The sequence below is a fragment of the Pseudoxanthobacter sp. M-2 genome (genome assembly GCF_046156265.1).
Lineage (GTDB): Bacteria > Pseudomonadota > Alphaproteobacteria > Rhizobiales > Segnochrobactraceae > CAMDHY01.
The window spans coordinates 174501-193863 of sequence record NZ_JAWDIR010000043.1 but is presented as its reverse complement, the minus strand read 5'-3'; the positions used below and the strand labels follow the sequence as shown (position 1 = coordinate 193863).

Below are 19363 nucleotides of genomic sequence, written 5' to 3'. Positions count from 1 at the left end.
AGCGATGGCTGTACTTTCGCCCGCGCAGCGCGACGCCTTCGAGCGGGACGGCTTCGTTGCGCCCGTCGACGTGCTCGGCCCCGATGAGGTGGCTGGCCACCTCGCCAGCCTCGAGGCGCTGGAGGCGGCGCGCGCCGGCCGGCTGCCGCCCTCGATGAACGCCAAGCCACACCTCCTCGTCCGCTGGCTGTGGGGCCTTGTGCACGACCCGCGCATCGTCGAGCCGGTGGCCGACCTGCTCGGTCCGGACCTGCTCTGCTGGGGCACGAGCTTCATCTCGAAGAGTGGCAAGGACGAGAAGTTCGTCTCCTGGCACCAGGACGCCACGCACTGGAAGCTCGCCGAGCCGCGCGCCGTCACCGCCTGGCTGGCGCTGACGCCGAGCCGGCGCGACAACGGCTGCGTGCGGTTCCTGCCGGGGAGCCATCGGACGGTCGTGCCGCACGAGGACACGTCCGACCCCGACAACCTGCTCGGCCGGCGCGAGCGGGTGCTCGCCGATCTCGACGAGGCGAGCGCCGTCGATGCCGAGCTCGGGGCCGGGCAGATGTCGATCCACCACGCCCTCGTCATCCACGGGTCCGAGCCGAACCGCAGTGGCAGCCGGCGCACCGGCTTCGCCATCCGCTACCTGCCGGCCGAGGTGGCGCAGGCCGATGGCCGGCAGAACTTCGCCACCCTGGTCCGCGGCCGCGACCATGGCACCTTCGCGCTGGAGGAGGGTCCGGAGGCCGACTTCCACCCCGATGCGGTGAAGCGGCACGCACAGTCGATCCGCGCCGGCATGCGGGTGATCTTCGAGGGCGCCGCCGATCGCCGTGCAGCCGGGGGCTGACGTGGCGGCGGTCGATCTCGACGCGCCATCGCGGGGTGGCCCGGAGCCGCAGACGCCGGGGCCGCCGGTGTGGTCGCTCGCCGACCAGGCGTGGCTGGTGACGCGCCATGCCGACGTGGTGGCGCTGCTGCGCGATCCCTGCTTCGCCGCGGCGAACCCGGCGGACGGCATCCGCCGGCTGACGGCGCGCACCGACCCCGGCGCGGCGGCGCTGGCCGGACTGCTCGACGGCATGGCGATCTTCCAGAACGGGGCGACGCACGCGGCCGTGCGGCCGATCCTGAAGGCCTACGTGGCGGGTCTCTCGGCGCAGTGGCCGGCGGAGGCGATCGAGGCGCTCGTCTCGGACACCCTGGCGCCGCTCGCGGCCGGCACGACCATCGATGCGGTGGCAATGATCGCCGACGTGGTACCGAACACGATGGCCGCACGCGGGCTCAGGCTTTCAGTGGACGACGTCGCGCGGCTGCGGGCGATGGGGCAGGACATCGCGACGATCTGGCGGCCGCTGCCGCCGCTCCGCGAGGCGCGGCGGCTCGAGCCGGTGGCAGCCGCCGTGCGGGCGCTGCTGGCGGAGGCACCACGCGCCGTGGGGCGGCTGCCGCTGGCGGGCACGAACGACGTGCCGCTGGCCGACCTGGAGTTCTTCATCATCACGGCGGTGGTGGAGACGACCGCGTCGGCGCTCGGCAACGCGATCGACCTGCTGACACGGCGGCCGGACCTCCAGGAGCGGCTCCGGGCGGAGCCGGGACTGGTGGCGGGGTTCGTCGAGGAGGCGCTGCGCCTCGCCGGGCCGGCGGCGCGGCTCAACCCACGGATCGCCACCGCGCGGCGCGAGATCGGCGGGCAGGTCTTGGAGGCCGGCGCGGCGGTCGTGGCGGTGCTGGAGAGCGCCCACCGCGACCCCCTCGCCTATTCCGACCCGGATACGCTCCAGCTCGACCGGCGCGGCCCGCCGCTGCTCGCCTTCGGCGGTGGCGTGCACGCCTGCCTCGGCGCGCGGCTGGCGCGGGCGGAGATGGCGATCACGCTGCAGCGGCTGGTCGAACGCTTCCGGCTCGCACCGGGGACGGAGCCGGCGCGGCGGCGGGCGTCGCGCGACATGCTGGCGTTCGAGCGGCTGCCGGTGACGCTCAGCTGAGGCGCGGGCGACGGCGGGCGACCAGCAGCAGATCGCGGTAGTGCGGGTCGACGGCGAGGCCTGGGCGGTAGCCGAAGCCCGAGAGGCCGGCGGCGGCCATCAGGTCGAGGATGTCGGCGCCGACCACCCGCCGCTCGGGCTTGCGGGTTGCGCCGGCGGGGCGGCGCTTCGGCTCGACGGCGGGATCGGCCTCGACCGTCGTCTCGGGGAACTGCCAGACGAAACTCTCCTGGAAGACGGCGTGGCCGCCGTCGGCGAGCACGCGCGCAACCTCGGCGAGAAGGGCCGCCACATCCGGCACCCAGAACAGCACGTCGCGCAGGAGCACGAGATCGAGGCTGGCGTTGGCGGCCGGCAGGGCGGCGAGGTCGACGGGGATCGCGCCAGCCACGGTGCCCGCGCTGCCCTCGCCTGCCTTGCCGGCGCCGAACTGGTCGCCGCGGACGAGGTGGTCGGGAACCGTCGCGGCGAGCGCAGGGTCGAGGGTGAGGTCGAGCACCCGCGGCGGCGGGATGGCGGAGTCTTCGGCGAGCTCGAGCAGGGTCGCGTGGATGCCGTGGGCGTGGGTGTGCAGGACGGCGGCGGCGAGTTCCATGGTCCGCCGGCCGGCACCGCAGCCGCAGATCGCGCCGGGCGCCGCGAACTCACCAGCCGGGAACGGCTGGCCGCAGACGGTGCAGGCGTAGTCGAACGGGACGGGTGCGGCGGTGGTTGCGGCCGCCGTCATGGCCGCACCGCGATGACGGCGGCGCTGTGGACGAGGCGCTTCACGAACGGGTGCGAGCGGTGGAAGGTCGCCCGCAGGCCGTGGCGGGCGTGCAGGTCGACGAGGTCGCGGCCGAAGTCGGTGAAGACGAGGGACGGCGTGTCGGTGCCGGAGCGGTGGTAGCGCGGCTCCATCAGGTGCTCGATCTCGCCTCCGACGAGGCGGGCGCGCGCCTGCGAGTGGTCGCGCAGGGGGAACTTCAGCGGGATCGAGAAGACGTGGGCGCCGCCGGGCTTCAGCACGCGCGCCACCTCCGCCACCACCTTCCCGACGTCGGCGACGTGCTCCATCACGTCGGAGGTGATGACGAGGTCGAAGCTCTCGTCCGCGAAGGTCATCGCCTCGAGGTTCTGGCAGACGACGCCGTCGCGGCTCTCGCCGGGGGGCACATCCTCGAAGAGGTAGGACTGCACGTAGCCGGGGTGGCCCTTGAGGTAGCGGGTGAACGGGCCGCGGATCGCCGCCTCGAGGATCGCGAGCGTCTGGCACTCCGGAAAGCGGACGAAGCGGGTGAAGAACGAGAAGCGGCCGCGGCCGAAGTGGGTGAGGATGGCGCCGGCCTGCTCGCGGTAGCGCAGCGTCGCCCGGCAGGTCGGGCACGGGAACGATTCGCGGGCGCCCAGCGAGGTTCCGACGAACTCGCCCTTCGCCCCGCACATCTCGCACTGGCCGGCATAGGCGCGCGGCCGCAGGGCGGCGGCTTCGTCCACCGGCTCGGTTGGATCGGCCGCGACGGGGTCCGTCAGGTCGTTCATGGAATCTCCCGCGCCTGATCCACCGGCGCGGCGCGAGCTTACGGCGGCCGACACGGGCGCCGCAACGTTCCCAGCCGTGTGCCCGGCCGTCGCGTCCCGTTGCAATCGGCCGGTGCGCGGCCCATCGTTCGGCTTCGACCGGGGGGCCGCTCCCGCCCCGGCATCACCTTCGGCGGACACCCGTGACTGCATCGCCCCGACAACCGCTGACGGTCGCCTCGCTGCCGAAGTTCCGCACGGCCGCCTTCCGCCACATCCTCAAGACCGAGCTGAAGCCGGGCGGCACGGCGGCCGATCTCGGCGCCGGCCACCTGTGGTTCTCGATCATGGCGAACCATTACGGGCTGAAGGTCACCGCCGTCGACGCCCGCAGCGAGCGCCTGCCGCCGGCGGAGCAGTGGCAGGGCGTCACCTTCGTCGAGTCCGACATCCGCGACTTCCCGCTCGACGGCTTCGACTACGTCTTCGTGCTCGGACTGCTCTACCACCTGACCTTCGAGGACCAGGTGACGCTGTTCCACCGGGCGCTGACGGCGCGGGTCCTGGTCCTCGACACCCAGGTGCACGTGCCGGAGCTGATCCGCGAGGAGCCGGAGCCGTGGGAGATCGACATCCGCCCCTATGGCGACGGCTATTTCGGCGTTGACTATCCGGAGCGCGACACGGCGCAGGCCTCCTGGGGCAACCCGATCTCCGTGTGGCTGACAGAGCCGTCGCTGATCCGCCTCGCCCGCGACTGCGGCTACCGGACGGTGGAGCCGGTCGGGCCGATCTACCCGACGATGTGGGGCGGGCGGCGCTTCTACGTGCTGCGGCCGTGACCCCAATCACCCTGAGAAAGATCAACGCGGGGCCGGCAGCGTCGTGAGAGGGATGGCGCGGCAGCGCCGAGAGGCAGTGCCCCCGGGGGGAGAGATCGTCTGATGGCCGACGCGATGCTGCACCCCGAGTTCGAGACCCTCGGTGCCGAAGCGGTGCGGGCCGATCAGGACCGGCTCTGGCCGGCGCAGTGGCGGCATGTGCGCGCTTCGGCGTTCTATCGCGAAAAGCTCGGGGCCGACGCGCCGGAAGACCTGCCGCTCGACGCCATCGGCGAGCTGCCGTTCACCGAGAAGGACGAGCTCCGCCACTCCCAGGAGCGCGCCTATCCGTTCGGCGACTATCTCGCCGCCGGCGAGGACCGCGTCGTGCGGCTGCATCGCACGTCGGGCACCACCGGGCGCTCGCTGCAGCTCGCCTATTCGCGCGCGGACGCGGCGCTGACGGCACGCATCGGCGGCCGCGCCCTGTTCGCCTCGGGGCTCCGGCCCGGCGACCGGGTGGTGCACTGCCTGAACTACTGCCTGTGGACCGGCGGCGTCACCGACCACCTGGCGCTGGAGGAGGCCGGCGCCTGCGTCGTCCCCTTCGGCGTCGGCAATACGGCCAAGCTCGTCGAGACGATCCTCGACCTGAAGGTGACGGCGATCTCCTGCACGCCCTCCTACCCGGCGCTGCTCGAGAAGATGCTGCGCGAATCCGGCTCGGCGCCGCGGGTGCTCGGGCTGCGGCTCGGCCTCTTCGGCGGCGAGGCCGGGCTCGACAACATCGCGTTCCGTGACGGCATGGAGGCGATTTGGGGCTTCGGCGTGCGCAACGCCAACTACGGCATGTCGGAGGTGATCTCGAACTTCGGCAGCCAGTGCGAGCGCACCACCGACCTGCACTTCCACGGCTCGGATGCGATCTTCGCGGAGATCGTCGACGCCGACGGCCGCTCGCTGCCGATCCGCGAGGGGGCGACGGGCGAGCTCGTCTGCACCCACCTCGCCAAGGAGTGCCAGCCTCTGCTGCGCTTCCGCACCCGTGACGTCATCACGGTGACGGGCACCGGCGCCTGTGCCTGCGGGCGGACGTCCTGGCGCTTCCGCGTCACCGGGCGCACCGACGACATGTTCAACGTGCGCGGCGTCAACGTCTTCCCGACGGCGGTTCAGAAGGCCGTCGCGGGGCAAACGGGGCTGTCGACAGGGCACTTCCGCATCCGCCTCGAAGGCCCTGGCCCCTATGACCGAATCGCCATCGTCGCAGAGGCAGCGCACGGCCTCGCGCCGGCCGACTGGCCCGGCGCCGCGCGGGCGCTGGAGGCGGCGGTGCGCGACCTCGCCGGCGCGGCGGCGGTCGTGACGCTCGTCGCGCCCGACAGCCTGCCGCGCACCGACGGCAAGACCAGCCTGATCGAGAGGACCTGACGATGGCCGCCGCCCCGCCCCGCTTCGCCCACTACGAGCGCCGCGGCGCCGTTGGCCTCGTGACCCTGAACCGGCCCGAGCGGCTCAACGCCATGAGCGGCGACCTGATGGACGACATGGCGGCGGCCCTGACCGTGGCCTTCGCCGATCCCGACACCGGTGCGGTGGTGCTGACTGGCGCCGGCCGGGCCTTCTGCGCCGGCGACGACCTAAAGGAATACGACGCCCAGAGCGCCGACGAGGAGTCGATCCGCACCCACGTCGACCGCATCCAGGCGATCACGCGCCTCCTGATGGGCTCCGACAAGCCCGTGGTCGGGGCCATTCACGGCTTCGCCGTGGGTGGTGGCTTCGAGTGGCTGATCAACTGCGACCTGGTGGTGGCCGCCGACGACCTCGTCGCCTTCTTCCCCGAGATGGACTGGGGCCAGTTCGTCACCGGCGGCGTCACCCACCTGCTGCCGCAGGCGATCGGCCACCAGCGGGCGATGGAGCTCCTGCTCCTCGGCGAGCGCCAGAGTGCGGCGCGGCTCGAAGCGCTCGGACTCGTCAATCGCGTCGTGCCGAAGGACAAGATGCTGGAGACGGCGCTCGAGATCGCCGGCCGCATCGCCGCTAAGTCGCGCTTCTCGACGGCGCGGTTGAAGAAGACGGTACTCCGCGACCTCGGCGGAGCGCTCTGGCGCGCCGTCGCCCTCGAGCACGCCGCGACGATCGAGGCGTTCGCCCACCCGGATTCGGCAGCACGGGTGAAGGCGTTCGGCGAGCGGAAGCGGGGCTGAGGCCCCGCCCCCGTGTTGTTTCAGGCGGCCTTGAGGTCGCCGGCGACGGTGAAGTCGGCTTCGGTCTGGGCGCGGATCTCGTCGAGGCTCACGCCGGGCGCGGTCTCGATCAGCGTCATGCCGCCCTTCGCCTTGTCGATCGCGAAGACGCCGAGGTCGGTGACGACGAGGTCGACGACGCCGGCGCCCGTCAGCGGCAGGTTGCAGCGCTTCAGGAGCTTCGGCTCGCCCTTCGCCGTGTGCTCCATCAGCACGACGACGCGCTTGACGCCGGCGACGAGGTCCATCGCGCCGCCCATGCCCTTCACCATCTTGCCGGGGATCATCCAGTTGGCGAGATCACCGTTCTCGGCCACCTGCATGGCGCCGAGGATGGAGAGGTCGATGTGGCCGCCGCGGATCATCGCGAAACTGTCGGCGCTCGAGAAGTAGCTCGTCGTCGGGAGTTCCGTGACGGTCTGCTTGCCGGCGTTGATGAGATCGGCGTCCTCCTCCCCCTCATAGGGGAACGGGCCCATGCCGAGCATGCCGTTCTCGCTCTGCAGCGACACCGTCATGCCCTCGGGGATGTAGTTCGACACCAGCGTCGGAATGCCGATGCCAAGGTTCACGTAGAAGCCGTCGCGCAGTTCCTTGGCGGCGCGGGCGGCCATCTCGTCACGGGTCCAGGCCATGAGACGTGCTCCCTTCAGGCGGCGCGCTTGCGGACGGTGCGCTGCTCGATGCGCTTCACCGGGTCCTTCAGGTGGACGATGCGCTGCACGTAGATGCCCGGCGTGTGGATGTGGTCGGGGTCGATCTCGCCGGCCTCGACGAGGTGCTCGACCTCGGCGATCGTCACCTTGGCGGCGGTCGCCATCATCGGATTGAAGTTCCGCGCCGTCTTCCGGTAGACGAGGTTGCCTTCCGTGTCGCCCTTCCAGGCGTGGACGAGCGCCACGTCGGCGAACAGGCCGCGCTCCATGACGTATTTCTCGCCGTCGAACTCGCGCACGTCCTTCCCCTCGGCGACCAGCGTGCCGACGCCGGTCTTGGTGAAGAAGGCCGGGATGCCGGCGCCGCCGGCGCGGATGCGCTCGGCGAGCGTGCCCTGGGGCGTGAACTCGAGCTCGAGCTCGCCGGCGAGGAACTGCTGGGCGAACAGCTTGTTCTCGCCGACATAGGACGAGATCATCTTGCGGATCTGCCGCGTCTCCAGCAGGCGGCCGAGGCCGATGCCGTCGACGCCGGCATTGTTGGAGACGACGGTGAGGCCCTTCACGCCGGAATCGCGCAGGGCGTCGTTCAGCGCCTCCGGGATTCCGCACAGGCCGAAGCCGCCTGACATGATCATCATATCGTCGCGCAACAGGCCGGCGAGCGCCTCCGTCGCGCTGGCATAGACTTTCCTCAAGCGGAGCATCCTTTCAGGGTCGGCGGGAAGCGGCGGACCCGGCTCGGGCCGTCCGGCGATGCACAATGAAGGGTGCAGCGCGGGATGGTGTCAATCGCAAGCGCAAGGCGCCGTCAACGGGGGGATGGTGGCTGCGGTGGTGCGGCTGGTGGTGCCGGATCGCCGTGGCGGTGCTAGAGAGCCGTTCTCCTAATCGAACGGGACGGGTGGGCATGAGCGGGCAGACGGGCGAGCAGACGAGCGTGCCGACGGCAGAGCGGCGCATCACCGGCCGGACCAAGGTGTTCCTGCTCCTCGCCGATCCGGTGGCACACGTCGTCGGCACCGCCGTCATCAACGGCCACTTCGCCGGCGCGGGCGTCGATTTCTCCGCCTCCCCCGCCCACGTCCCGGCGGACGACCTGCCGACGATGCTGGCCGCGGCCCGCATCATGCGCAACCTCGTCGGCCTCGGCATTACCATCCCGCACAAGATCGCCATCCTACCGCTTCTCGACGCGGTGACGGACCGGGGCCGCGCCGTCGGGGCGGTGAACTTCGTGCGCCGCGAGGGGGACGGACGGCTCGTCGGCGACAACATCGACGGCATCGGGTTCGTCGCCGGCCTCAAGCGGCGTGGCATCGAGGTTGCGGGCAAGCGCGTGCTGCAGGCGGGCGCCGGCGGCGTCGGGCGGGCGATCGCCTTTGCGCTCGCCGAAGCGGGCGCCGCGGAGCTCGTCATCATCAACCGCGATGCGGCCAAGGGCGCGGCACTCGCGGCGGCGGTGTCGGCGGCGTTTCCTACCTGCCGGGCGCGGGCAGAGGCGGCGGGCGATGCGAGCATGGCCGACATCGTCGTCAACGCCACGGCGCTCGGCATGAAGGCGGGCGACGCGCTTCCGCTCGATCTTTCCGGCATCCGGGCGGAGGCGGTGGTGGCGGAGGTGGTGATGACGCCGGTGGAGACGCCGATCCTGGCGGAGGCCGCGCGGCACGGCTGCCGGACGGTGCCCGGACGGGCGATGCTCGACGAGCAGATGGTGCTGCTGCAGGCGTTCCTGGGGCTCTGAAGGCTAGCCCTAGGGTCAGGCCAGGAGGCCGCGCAGCACGTCGAAGGCGCCGTCGATGTCGTCGGTGAGCGCGCGGGCGGCGGTCTCCGGGTCGTGGTCGGACAGTCCGCGCAGCAACGTGCGGTGGCGGACGTTCGACGAGACGTAGTTGCCGGACGAGCGCAAGAGATTGAAGTACGGGCTGATCTGCAGCCACAGCGTCTCGATGACGTTGACCAGCACCGGCGAGCCGGACGCCCGGTAGATGGTGAAGTGGTAGGCGCGGTTGCCGCGAAGGAAGCCCTTCACGTCACCGGCCGCGATCGCCTTGTCCATCGCCGTGAAGATGCGCCGGACCTCCTCGAGCGTCGCCTCGTCGATGCGTTCGGCCGCCCAGCGGACGGCGGTACCCTCCATCTCGACGCGGACGTTGCGCAGGTCGATCAGGCGGTCGCGGTCGAGGCGGGGCACGCCCATGGCGCGGCCGGTGACGAAGGTCAGCGCGCTCGCCGCCGTCAGCCGCTTCAGCGCCTCTCGCACGGGCATCGTCGAGACGCCGAAGGCGTCGGCGAGGCTCTGGATGGTGACGACCTGGCCCGGCGCGATCTCGCCGTCGAGGATGAGGTCGGAGACCTGGCGGTAGACCCGCTCCTGCATGGTGTCGCGGACGAGCGGAGTGACGCTGAAATCGCTCCGAATATCGGTCGTCGCCTCGGCCATGAATGCCCTCTGGTCCGTCGGACCATCCCCTTCGGCCGACCCGCGGTGCTTAGCCGGGCCGCCTGTCCACAGCAACCATAGCGCCGCCCTCGCCCCCTTGCAGCATCTTTGATCTGTGATCTATGATCACGAATAAGCGGCCCGCCGGAGAGCGCGGCCCGACAATAAACGAGACCTGGAGCGGCGCGGGCCGCCCGGCACATGGGAGGAAAGAGATGAGTTTCCGATCGATCCGCGGCACCGCCGCGGCCGCGCTGGCGCTCGCCGCCGGGCTCGGCATGGCCGCCTCGGCGCAGGCTGCCGAGAAGTACAAGATCTTCCTCAGCATGAGCTACATCGGCAATGACTGGCAGGCCGAGGCCGCCAACATGGTCAAGGCGATGGCGGCTCACAAGAGCATGGCCGACAAGGTCGACCTGCAGGTGCAGGTGGCCGGCCCGAACGCCCAGCGCCAGATCCAGCAGATCAACGCGATGGTGCAGTCCGGCGCCCAGGCGATCGTCATCTTCCCGATCTCGCCGACGGCGCTGAACCAGGTGGTCAAGAACGCCTGCGACAAGGGCGTCAAGATCTTCGCCTATGACGGCGAGATCACCGAGCCCTGCGCCCACAACATCTCGATTGACCAGGAAGAGGCCGGCCGCGTCACCGCGGAGTGGCTCGTCGACAAGCTCGGCGGCAAGGGCAACATCATCGCCATCACCGGCGTGCCCGGCACCTCGGTCGACACGCTGCGCACCAAGGCCGCCAAGGAGGTGTTCGCCAAGCACCCCGACATCAAGATCGTCGCCGAGGCGGTCGGCATGTGGAGCCAGGCGGTCGCCCGCACCGAGCTGTCGAAGATCCTCGCCACCCACAACTGGGACAGCGTCGACGGCCTGTGGATGCAGGTCGGCTGCTACACGGCGAACGCCATGCAGCTCGAGGCCGGCAAGACCATCGAGCAGCTGCTGCCGTGCGCCGGCGAGGGCTCGAACGGCGGCCGCATCCAGACGCTGCCGGTCGGCACCGAGGTGGAAGGCGCCGCGATGCCGTATGCGCCGATGGGCGCGCCGCGCATCTCCTACGCCTCGCCGCCCTACTCCGGTGCGCTCGCCCTGAAGCTCGCCGTCGAGGCGCTGGAGGGCAAGGACGTGCCGAAGAAGGTGGTGCTGCCGCTGCCGATCGTCACCAACGAGACGATCAAGCTCTGCAAGGAAGGCACCTGGCAGGAGATGAAGGACGGCTGCAACGCCTTCCTGCCCTCGATCGTCCCGAACCCCGGCTGGTTCGCCTCGATCTTCTCCGAGCAGACCCCGGAAGTCGGCCTGAACGCCGCCCTCGTCGGCCAGCCCGAGAACTGATCCTCGACCACTGAAAAGCGCGGCGGCGCCGGCGACCCCGGCCCGCCGCGACGGTTCCCCGCCCCGGCGCACCCCGCCGGTCGATGGGTCATGCGTGGAGGCCACCGCCTTGTCCGAGGGATCGAGCAGCAGCCGCGCCGCGGTCTCCGTGCGCAACGTCCGCAAGGCGTTCGGGGCGACGGTGGCGGTCGACGACGTGTCGTTCGACATCGCCCCGGGCACGGCGCACGCGCTGCTCGGCGAGAACGGCGCGGGCAAGTCGACCATCGTCAAGCTGCTCTCCGGCCTGATCGAGCCCGATCGCGGCAGCTTCGAGGTGTTCGGCGTGACAGTGCGGCTGCGCTCGCCGCGCGCCTCCCACGCCCGCGGCATCCAGACGGCGTTCCAGGAGATGACGCTCGTCCCGGACCTGACCGTCCTCGACAACATGCTTTTGCCCTACGCCCCCATGGGGCTGACCGGCATGATCCGCCGTCGCGCCGCCGAGGCGGCGGTGCGCGCCCACATCGACAGCCTCGGCTTCGACGTCGACCTCGGGGCGGAGGTGCGCGACCTCGACCTGGCGGTCCGCCAGAAGATCGAGATCGCGCGGGCCGTCTACCGCAAGCCGAAGATCCTGCTCCTCGACGAGCCGACCTCGACGCTCGCCGGCCGCGACGTCGACTGGCTCGGCGAGATCATCGCGCGGCTGAAGGCCGAGGGCGTCACCATCGTCTTCATCTCGCATCGCATGCGGGAGGTGCGCGCCTTCTGTGACGGGCTGACGGTGCTGCGCAACGGCCGCGCTATCGCCACCGCCGCCACCGCCTCGCTCGCCGACGAGGCGGTGATCGAGATGATCATCGGCCGCTCGATCGCCAAGACCTTTCCGCCGCGGCCCGCGGCGCCGGCCGTGCCGCCGCCGGAGGTGCTCTCGACACACGACCTCACCGCCGGCGCCAAGCTCGACGGGGTGTCGCTGTCGCTGAAGCGCGGCGAGATTCTCGGCGTCGCCGGGCTGCAGGGAATGGGGCAGCTCGATCTCTTCCTCGCCTGCGTCGGCCTGCGCACGGTGCGCCGTGGCGAGATCCGCGTCGACGGGCGGCCGGTGTCGATCACCTCGCCGGCCGAGGCGCTGCGGCCCAACATCGGCATCGGGCTGCTGCCGGAGGACCGCAAGACCGAGGCGCTGTTCCTCAACCTCTCCGGCAAGCACAACGCCTCGCTGCCGGTGATCGACCGCTTCAGCCACGGCGGCCTGATCGGACGCCAATCGGAGACCCGCGCGGTGGAGACCTCGTTCGCGCAGGTGGAGGTCGACCGGCGGGCGCTGTGGATGCCGGTGCGCAGCTTCTCCGGCGGCAACCAGCAGAAGATCGCGATCGCCAAGTGGCTGCTCGCCCAGAGCCGCATCCTGCTGCTGTTCGATCCGACCCGCGGCATCGACGTCGGCACCAAGCACGAGCTCTATGTGCTGATGCGCGCCTTCACCGAGGCCGGCGGCTCGATCCTGCTTCATTCGACCGAGGTTCCGGAGCTGGTGCACCTGTGTGATCGCGTCGTTGTGCTCTACGGCGGCAAGGTCGCCGCGGAGATCGCCGCGAAGGACCTGACCGAGGGCGCCATCATGCGGCCGGCCCTTGGGGGCGGCTCGGCGGCGGCGGAGCTCGCGGCATGAGCGCCGCGACCACCTCGACGTCGACGACGCGGCCGTCTGCCCGCCTCGGAGCGCGACTGGAGCGGCACCGCGGGCTTTTGACGGCCATCATCGTCTTTGCGGTGCTGCTGTTCGCGGTCGACGCGATCAGCCCGGGGCCGCTCAGCTATTTCGACATCGCCTTCCTGTCGTCGGGCGGCGCCACGCTGGCGCTCGCCGCGGTCGGCCAGACGCTGGTGATCCTGTCGGGCGGGTTCGATCTGTCGGCCGGCGCGGTGATCTCCTTCGTCAATGCCGTGCTCGCGTCCAACATGGACATGGCCGACATGGAGGCGTCGGTGGCGCTGTGGACGGCCATCGGCATCGCCATCGGCATGGCGGCGGGCGCCTTCAATGGCTTCTTCATCGCCTTCCTGCGCCTGCAGCCGATCGTCGTGACACTGTCGACGATGTTCATCCTGCAGGGCGTGACACTGCTCGTCATGGACAAGCCGGGCGGCTTCGTCTCGCCGAGCCTCGGCAGCTTCTATCTCGGCGACGCCATCCCGAACCTTTTGCCGATGCCGCTCGTCGTGCTCGGCGTCGTCATCCTGTTCTGGCTGTGGCTGAAGTCGACGCGCTACGGCACCGCGCTCTATGCGGTCGGCTCCGACCCGGAGGCGGCGCGCTCGGCCGGCGTGCGCGTCGACCTCGTGAAGTTCGCCACCTACACGCTCGCGGGGGGCTTCTACGGCCTCGCGGGTGTCTTCATCAGCGCCCAGACGGGCTCGGGCGACCCGCTCATCGGCAACTCGCTGCTACTCTCGATGTTTGCCGCCGTCGTCGTCGGCGGTACACGGCTCGGTGGCGGGCGCGGCGGCGCCGTCGGCACGATCTTCGGCGCCTACATCCTGATGATCGTCGTCAACATCCTGCTCGTGCTGAACGTCTCGGCCTACTACTCGACGGTGGCCGAGAGCATCATCCTGCTTTTGGCGGTGCTGGCGGGATCGCTCAGCGGCCATTCGGTGCTCGCCCGCCAGGTCCGCGGCGTCGCCACCCACCTCAAGGCCTGGCGCGCCGGCACGCTTCCCCGCCAGATCGGCGGGCCGGACATGCGGCTCGACACCACCGGGGCGACCCGGGCGGCGAAACAGGCGAATCCGACGGCGCCGTTCTGGGTGCGCCACGGCGAGGGGCTGAAGATTGCCCTGCCCGCCTATGTGTTCCTCGTCGCCGTCATCATCGTCACGCAGTTCACCCTCGGCAACACGGTGCTGAACTGGGGCTACTGGAACTCGATCATCGTGCTGTCGAGCTTCCTCGCCGTGCTGGCGCTCGGCCAGGGCACGGTGATCCTGACGGGCGGCCTCGACCTCTCCGTGCCGTGGACGATCGGGCTCTCCGGCATCCTGCTCGCCGGCTTCGTGCAGGGCGCCGATGCGCCGCTCGTCTGGGCGTTGCCGGCGGTGCTGCTGATTGCCTGCCTGATCGGGCTGATGAACGGCATCGGCATCGTCGTGCTCGGGCTGTCGCCGATCGTCATGACGCTCGCCACCAACGGCATGATCCAGGGCTTCGCGCTGGTCTATTCGGGTGGCACGCCGTCCGGCTTCTCGTCACCGCTGCTGCGCTGGTTCATGACGGCGCGGCTCGGCGGCGTCGTCACGCCGGTGGTGATCTTCGTGGTCCTGTTTGCCATCGCCGCGGTCGTGCTGCTCGCGCGTACGCCGTTCGGCCGCCGGGTCTACGCGATCGGCAACAGCGCGCGCGCCGCCGAGCTCTCCGGCATCGCCGTCGGACGGACGCTGATCTGGGTCTACGTGCTGTCGGCGTTTTGCGCCGGGCTCGTCGGCGTGATGCTCACCGGCTTCTCCGGCCAGGCGAGCCTCGGCATGGGCGACGACTACTTGCTGCCGTCGATCGCGGTGGTGGTGGTCGGCGGCGCGCTGATCACCGGCGGGCGTGGCCACTACATCGGCATGCTCGGCGGCGTGCTGCTGCTCACCGCCCTGCAGACGCTGCTCGCCGGCTCGAACCTGCCCTACGCCACCCGCGCCATCCTCTACGGCGTCGTCGTGCTCGGCGCCGTCATTGCGCTCCGCGAACGCCGCGCCTGATCCTCACCGCCTGTCCGGAAAGTGCCCGCGATGTCCTCCACCTCCCCCGCCGCCGCCGCCGAAGACCTCACCGCCGGGCTCGCCGGCCAGCGCGTGCTCGTCAGCGCCGGCGCCGCCGGCATCGGCCTCGCCATCACAGACCGGCTCCTTCGCCACGGCGCCCGCGTCATCGTCTGCGACGTCGACGAGGCGGCGCTGTTCGCCTTCCGCAAGACGCACCCGGATTCGCCCGCCGAGGTGGCCGACGTTTCATCGGAGGCCGACGTCGACCGGCTGTTCGCGGCGGCCGCCAGCGCCTTCGGCGGTCTCGACGCGCTCATCAACAACGCCGGCATCGCCGGTCCGACGGGGGGCGTCGAGGAGATCGACCCCGCTGCCTGGCGGCGCTGTCTCGACATCGGCCTGACCGGGCAGTTCCTCTGCGCCCGCCGCGCGGTGCCGATGCTGAAGGCGGCGGGCGGCGGCTCGATCGTCAACATGTCGTCGGCGGCCGGCCGGCACGGCTATGCCTTCCGCTCCCCCTACTCGGCGGCGAAGTTCGGCGTCATCGGCTTCACCCAGAGCCTCGCCAAGGAGCTCGGCCCCTCGAACATCCGCGTCAACGCCATCCTGCCCGGCATCGTCGAGGGGCCGCGCATCACCAACGTCATCCGCGACCGCGCCGCCCAGCTCGGCATCTCCTACGAGGAGATGGAGGAGCGCTACATCGAGCGCGTCTCGCTCCGGCGGATGGTGAGCCCGCACGACGTCGCGGCGATGGTGGCGTTCCTGCTCTCCGACCTCGGCGCCAACCTCTCCGGGCAGTCGCTCGGCGTCGACGGCAACGTCGAGACGCTGTGATGGCGAACGTCGCGATCATCGGAACAGGGTTCATCGGGCGCGCCTGGGCGATCTCGTTCGCCCGCGCCGGCCACGCCGTGCGGCTGTGGGACGAAGCGGAGACGGCACCCGCGGCGGCGATCGCCTACATCGCCGAGGTGCTGCCGACGCTCGCCGAGAACGACCTCCTGAACGGCGCGACGCCAACGGCGGTGCTCGCGCGCATCACGGCTGCCGAGACGCTGGAGGAGGCGCTCGACGGCGTCTCCCATGTCCAGGAGAACGCGCCGGAGCGGCTCGAGGTGAAGCGGCCGCTGTTCGCCCGCCTCGACGCGCTGGCACCTGCGGACGCCGTGCTGGCGAGCTCGACCTCGGCGATCCTGCCGTCGGCCTTCACCGACCATCTGCCCGGGCGGCATCGCTGCCTCGTCGTCCACCCGATCAACCCGCCCTATCTGATCCCCGCCGCCGAGGTGGTGCCGGCGCCGTGGACGGCGGCCGAGACGGTGGAGCGCACCCGCGCGTTCCTCGTCGCCGCCGGCCAGGCGCCGATCGTGATGAAGCGCGAGCTCGACGGCTTCGTGATGAACCGCATGCAGGGCGCGCTGCTCGAGGAAGCCTTCCGCCTCGTCGCCGACGGCTATGCCACCGTCGAGGATGTCGACGTCGGCATCCGCGAGGGGCTGGCGCTGCGCTGGTCGTTCATGGGGCCGTTCGAGACGATCGACCTCAACGCGCCGGGCGGCGTGCGCGATTACGTCGAGCGCTACCAGGGCATCTACGAGAAGCTGCACCCGGCCTTCACGCGGCGCGTCGACTGGGCCGGGCCGGTGCTCGAGGGCATCGAGCGCGACCGCCGCGCGGCGGTGCCGGCCGACGGGCTGGTGGACCGCCAGAAGTGGCGCGACCGGCGGCTGATGGCGCTCGCCGCCCACAAGCGCCGCGCCGCCCGCGACATCGGAGAGTGACGCCGCCTCAGGCGCGCGTGGAAGGGACGACCATGACCGACAGCAGCACCGGACCCGGCAAGACGGCACAGACGAAGACGACGGGCGGCGACGCCGTCGTCATCACCTGCGCGATCACCGGGGCGATCCATACCCCGACAATGTCGCCCTATCTGCCGATCACCGCCGACGAGATCGCCCGCGAGGCGATCGCCGCGGCGGAGGCCGGCGCGGCGATCCTGCACCTGCACGCCCGCGACGAGGTGACCGGCAAGCCGGACCAGACGCCGGAGGCGTTCGCCCGCTTCCTGCCGCGCATCAAGCAGCAGACCAACGCCGCCATCAACATCACCACCGGCGGCAGCCCCTACATGCGCGTCGAGGAGCGCGTGCTGCCGGCGGCGACCTTCAAGCCGGAGGTCGCCTCACTCAACATGGGCTCGATCAACTTCGGCCTCTACCACCTCGTGCCGAAGTACGAGACGTTCAAGTTCGACTGGGAGAAGCCGCATCTGGAGGCGACGAAGGATCTCGTCTTCCGCAACTCGTTCAAGGACATCGAGTACATCCTCGAGACCTGCTACGGCAACGGGACGCGCTTCGAGTTCGAGTGCTACGACATCGCCCACCTCTACAACCTCGCGCACTTCGCCGACCGCGGCCTCGTGAAGGCGCCGTTCTTCGTGCAGTCGGTGTTCGGGCTTTTGGGCGGCATCGGCCCGCACCCGGAGGACGTCGCACACATGAAGCGCACGGCCGACCGGCTGTTCGGCGACAGCTACCGCTGGTCGGTGCTCGGCGCCGGCTCGGCGCAGCTTCGGATCGCAGCCCAGGCGGCGGCGCTCGGCGGCAACATCCGCGTCGGGCTGGAAGACAGCCTGTGGGCCGGCAAGGGCAAGCTCGCGACCTCCAACGCCGAGCAGGTGGCGCTCGCCCGCAAGATCATCGAGGGCCTCGGCAAGCGCGTCGCCACCCCCGACGAGGCGCGCGAGATCCTGTCGCTGAAGGGCGGCGACAACGTCGCCTTCTGACCGGAGGGAATGCCCGTGCTGCGCATCGAGGTCTTCTGCGCCGACAAGGACAGCCTCGGCGAGGGCCCACTCTGGGACGTCGCCGAAGAGCGTCTGTACTGGATCGATTCCTACGGGCCGGCGGTGCATCGCTGCGATCCGAACGGCGGCGACAAGCGGACGTGGATGCTGCCGGAGCCGGTCGGCTCGATGGCGCTCCGGGCCGGCGGCGGCGCGGTGTTGTCGCTGCGCTCCGGCTTCCACTTCCTCGACTTCGAGACGGGTGCGGTCACGCGCATCAACGAGACGCAGCCGGGGGAGCTCCGGCCGCGGCTCAACGACGGCAAGGTCGACCGCCAGGGTCGCTTCGTCGCCGGCTCGATGGACTTCGAGGAGCGCGAGGGCGTCGGCAAGCTGTTCCGCCTCGACCCGGACCTGTCGCTCACCACCCTCGATACCGGCATCATCTGCTCGAACGGCCCGTGCTGGAGCCCGGACGGGCGAACGCTCTACTTCGCCGACACGACGAAGCGGGTGATCTACGCCTACGACTACGAGCCGGAGACGGGCGCGGTGCGGTCGCGGCGGGTGTTCACGAGCTTCGAGAAGCTGCGCGGCCTGCCGGACGGGGCGACGGTCGACGAGGAAGGCTACGTGTGGAGCTGCGAGGTCTATTCGGGCCGGCTGATCCGCTTCGACCCGCTCGGCGTCGTCGACCGCATCGTCGGTCTGCCGGTGCAATCGACGACGAGCCTGATCTTCGGCGGGGCCGACCTCGATGTCGCCTATGTCACCTCAATGGCCCGGCCGATGGGCAACGAGTACCACCGCGAGCGCGAGGCTGGCTGCCTGTTCGCCGTCCACGGCCTCGGCGTGCGCGGGCTGCCGGAGCCGCGCTTCGCCGGCTGACAAGAGTTTTCGGGAGGAGGAACCCCATGAAGATCGACATCGTCGTCGACGTGAAGACGACGCTCGGCGAAGGGCCGCTGTGGGACGTCGAGCAGCAGCGCCTCTACTGGATCGACAGTTTCGACGGCCGCGTCTTCCGCGCGACCGCCGACGGGCGCGAGATCCGCGCGTGGGACGTGCCGGCGAAGATCGGCTCGATCGCCATCCGCAAGGACGGCTCGGGCTGCGTCTGCTCGCTCGCCACCGGCTTCCACCTGCTCGACTTCAAGACCGGCGACGTGACGCTGATCCACGATCCGGAGCCCGACAAGCCGGCGAACCGCATCAACGACGGCAAGGTCGACAAGCGCGGCCGCTTCGTCTCCGGCTCGATGGACACGATGGAATCCGGGCCAAACGGCGCGCTCTACCGGCTCGACCCGGATTTCAGCGTCACCAAGCTCGACGACGGCATCATCGTCTCGAACGGGCCGTGCTGGAGCCCGGACGGGCGCACCTTCTACTTTGCCGATTCGTGGAGCGGCGAAATCTGGGCCTACGACTACGACCTCGACACCGGCGGCGTCTCCAACCGGCGAACCTTCACCAAGGTCGACACCTCGCGCGGCGGTGCGGCCGACGGCGCGACGGTGGACGCGGAGGGCTTCGTCTGGAGCGCCCTCGTCTATGACGGCAAGATGGTCCGCTACGCGCCGGACGGCAGCGTCGACCGCATCATCGAGATGCCGGTGAAGAAGGTGACGAGCGCGATGTTCGGCGGGCCGAACCTCGACATCCTCTATGTGACGTCGATGGCGAAGCCGCCGCTGCCGCGCTTTCCGGGCGACGGCGTGATGCGCGGCAGCCTGTTCGCCATCACCGGCCTCGGCATCAAGGGCCTGCCTGAGCCGCGCTTCGGGGCGTGATCGCAGGCGGAGCAGGTCGAAGGCAGACCATCTCGGAAAAC

19 protein-coding genes are annotated in these 19363 nt (G+C 70.7%); 14 read left to right on the top strand and 5 right to left on the bottom strand.

Annotated features, from left to right (window positions below):
• Positions 1 to 4: 4 nt before the first annotated feature.
• Together RUR49_RS18545 and RUR49_RS18540 are read left to right on the top strand one after the other, a co-directional pair.
• Positions 5 to 835, top strand: coding sequence for a phytanoyl-CoA dioxygenase family protein (locus RUR49_RS18545; RefSeq protein ID WP_409147889.1), 831 nt, complete (start codon positions 5 to 7; stop codon positions 833 to 835).
• A gap of 1 nt (position 836) precedes the next feature.
• Positions 837 to 1979, top strand: coding sequence for a cytochrome P450 (locus RUR49_RS18540; protein ID WP_409147888.1), 1143 nt, complete (start codon positions 837 to 839; stop codon positions 1977 to 1979).
• Here RUR49_RS18540 and RUR49_RS18535 read toward each other — a convergent pair.
• Positions 1972 to 2706: a methyltransferase domain-containing protein gene (locus RUR49_RS18535; protein WP_409147887.1), complete on the bottom strand. Its 735-nt coding sequence runs from the start codon at positions 2704 to 2706 to the stop codon at positions 1972 to 1974. The two genes, RUR49_RS18540 and RUR49_RS18535, sit on opposite strands and share 8 nt — an antisense overlap.
• Positions 2703 to 3500 (bottom strand): class I SAM-dependent methyltransferase, encoded by a 798-nt coding sequence (locus tag RUR49_RS18530; protein ID WP_409147886.1) that lies wholly within the window; start codon positions 3498 to 3500, stop codon positions 2703 to 2705. Before RUR49_RS18530 ends, RUR49_RS18535 begins: the two co-directional genes overlap by 4 nt.
• 182 nt (positions 3501 to 3682) lie before the next feature.
• Here RUR49_RS18530 and RUR49_RS18525 point away from each other — a divergent pair, with 182 nt between their 5' ends.
• The 3 genes from RUR49_RS18525 to RUR49_RS18515 all read left to right on the top strand — a co-directional run bounded on the left by RUR49_RS18525 (position 3683) and on the right by RUR49_RS18515 (position 6513).
• Complete coding sequence (locus RUR49_RS18525; RefSeq protein ID WP_409147885.1) at positions 3683 to 4321, top strand: SAM-dependent methyltransferase; 639 nt, start codon at positions 3683 to 3685, stop codon at positions 4319 to 4321.
• Between the two features lie 102 nt (positions 4322 to 4423).
• Positions 4424 to 5731: a phenylacetate--CoA ligase family protein gene (locus RUR49_RS18520; RefSeq protein ID WP_409147884.1), complete on the top strand. Its 1308-nt coding sequence runs from the start codon at positions 4424 to 4426 to the stop codon at positions 5729 to 5731.
• 2 nt (positions 5732 to 5733) lie between these two features.
• A complete protein-coding gene (locus RUR49_RS18515) occupies positions 5734 to 6513 on the top strand; it encodes an enoyl-CoA hydratase/isomerase family protein (protein WP_409147883.1) in 780 nt (259 codons plus the stop codon).
• Between the two features lie 20 nt (positions 6514 to 6533).
• Here the strand turns inward: RUR49_RS18515 and RUR49_RS18510 are convergent, their stop codons facing one another.
• Positions 6534 to 7187, bottom strand: coding sequence for a CoA transferase subunit B (locus RUR49_RS18510; RefSeq protein WP_409147882.1), 654 nt, complete (start codon positions 7185 to 7187; stop codon positions 6534 to 6536).
• 14 nt (positions 7188 to 7201) lie between these two features.
• Positions 7202 to 7906 (bottom strand): CoA transferase subunit A, encoded by a 705-nt coding sequence (locus tag RUR49_RS18505; protein ID WP_409147881.1) that lies wholly within the window; start codon positions 7904 to 7906, stop codon positions 7202 to 7204.
• A 212-nt stretch (positions 7907 to 8118) separates the two neighbouring features.
• On the opposite strand from RUR49_RS18505, the gene RUR49_RS18500 reads away from it, so the two are divergent.
• Positions 8119 to 8955: a shikimate dehydrogenase family protein gene (locus RUR49_RS18500; protein WP_409147880.1), complete on the top strand. Its 837-nt coding sequence runs from the start codon at positions 8119 to 8121 to the stop codon at positions 8953 to 8955.
• Positions 8956 to 8970: 15 nt separating this feature from the next.
• Here the strand turns inward: RUR49_RS18500 and RUR49_RS18495 are convergent, their stop codons facing one another.
• Complete coding sequence (locus RUR49_RS18495; protein ID WP_409147879.1) at positions 8971 to 9654, bottom strand: GntR family transcriptional regulator; 684 nt, start codon at positions 9652 to 9654, stop codon at positions 8971 to 8973.
• A gap of 215 nt (positions 9655 to 9869) precedes the next feature.
• Here RUR49_RS18495 and RUR49_RS18490 point away from each other — a divergent pair, with 215 nt between their 5' ends.
• The 8 genes from RUR49_RS18490 (at position 9870) to RUR49_RS18455 (ending at position 19322) form a co-directional block, all read left to right on the top strand.
• The gene (locus RUR49_RS18490; protein WP_409147878.1) at positions 9870 to 10997 is read left to right on the top strand and encodes a sugar ABC transporter substrate-binding protein; all 1128 of its coding nucleotides are present in this window, start codon (positions 9870 to 9872) and stop codon (positions 10995 to 10997) included.
• Between the two features lie 109 nt (positions 10998 to 11106).
• Positions 11107 to 12654 carry a sugar ABC transporter ATP-binding protein gene (locus RUR49_RS18485; RefSeq protein ID WP_409147877.1) on the top strand — a complete coding sequence of 516 codons (1548 nt, stop codon included), beginning with the start codon at positions 11107 to 11109 and terminating at the stop codon, positions 12652 to 12654.
• Positions 12651 to 14732 (top strand): ABC transporter permease, encoded by a 2082-nt coding sequence (locus RUR49_RS18480; RefSeq protein ID WP_409147876.1) that lies wholly within the window; start codon positions 12651 to 12653, stop codon positions 14730 to 14732. Before RUR49_RS18485 ends, RUR49_RS18480 begins: the two co-directional genes overlap by 4 nt.
• 30 nt (positions 14733 to 14762) lie before the next feature.
• A complete protein-coding gene (locus RUR49_RS18475) occupies positions 14763 to 15572 on the top strand; it encodes an SDR family oxidoreductase (RefSeq protein WP_409147875.1) in 810 nt (269 codons plus the stop codon).
• A complete protein-coding gene (locus RUR49_RS18470) occupies positions 15572 to 16519 on the top strand; it encodes a 3-hydroxyacyl-CoA dehydrogenase (RefSeq protein WP_409147874.1) in 948 nt (315 codons plus the stop codon). Before RUR49_RS18475 ends, RUR49_RS18470 begins: the two co-directional genes overlap by 1 nt.
• 32 nt (positions 16520 to 16551) lie before the next feature.
• Positions 16552 to 17529, top strand: a complete 978-nt coding sequence (locus RUR49_RS18465) for a 3-keto-5-aminohexanoate cleavage protein (RefSeq protein ID WP_409147873.1) — start codon at positions 16552 to 16554, stop codon at positions 17527 to 17529.
• A 9-nt stretch (positions 17530 to 17538) separates the two neighbouring features.
• Entirely contained in the window at positions 17539 to 18417 is an 879-nt protein-coding gene (locus RUR49_RS18460; protein WP_409147872.1) for an SMP-30/gluconolactonase/LRE family protein, read from the top strand.
• Positions 18418 to 18443: 26 nt separating this feature from the next.
• On the top strand, positions 18444 to 19322 hold the full coding sequence (locus tag RUR49_RS18455; protein WP_409147871.1) for an SMP-30/gluconolactonase/LRE family protein: 879 nt from the start codon (positions 18444 to 18446) through the stop codon (positions 19320 to 19322).
• Positions 19323 to 19363 lie beyond the last annotated feature (41 nt).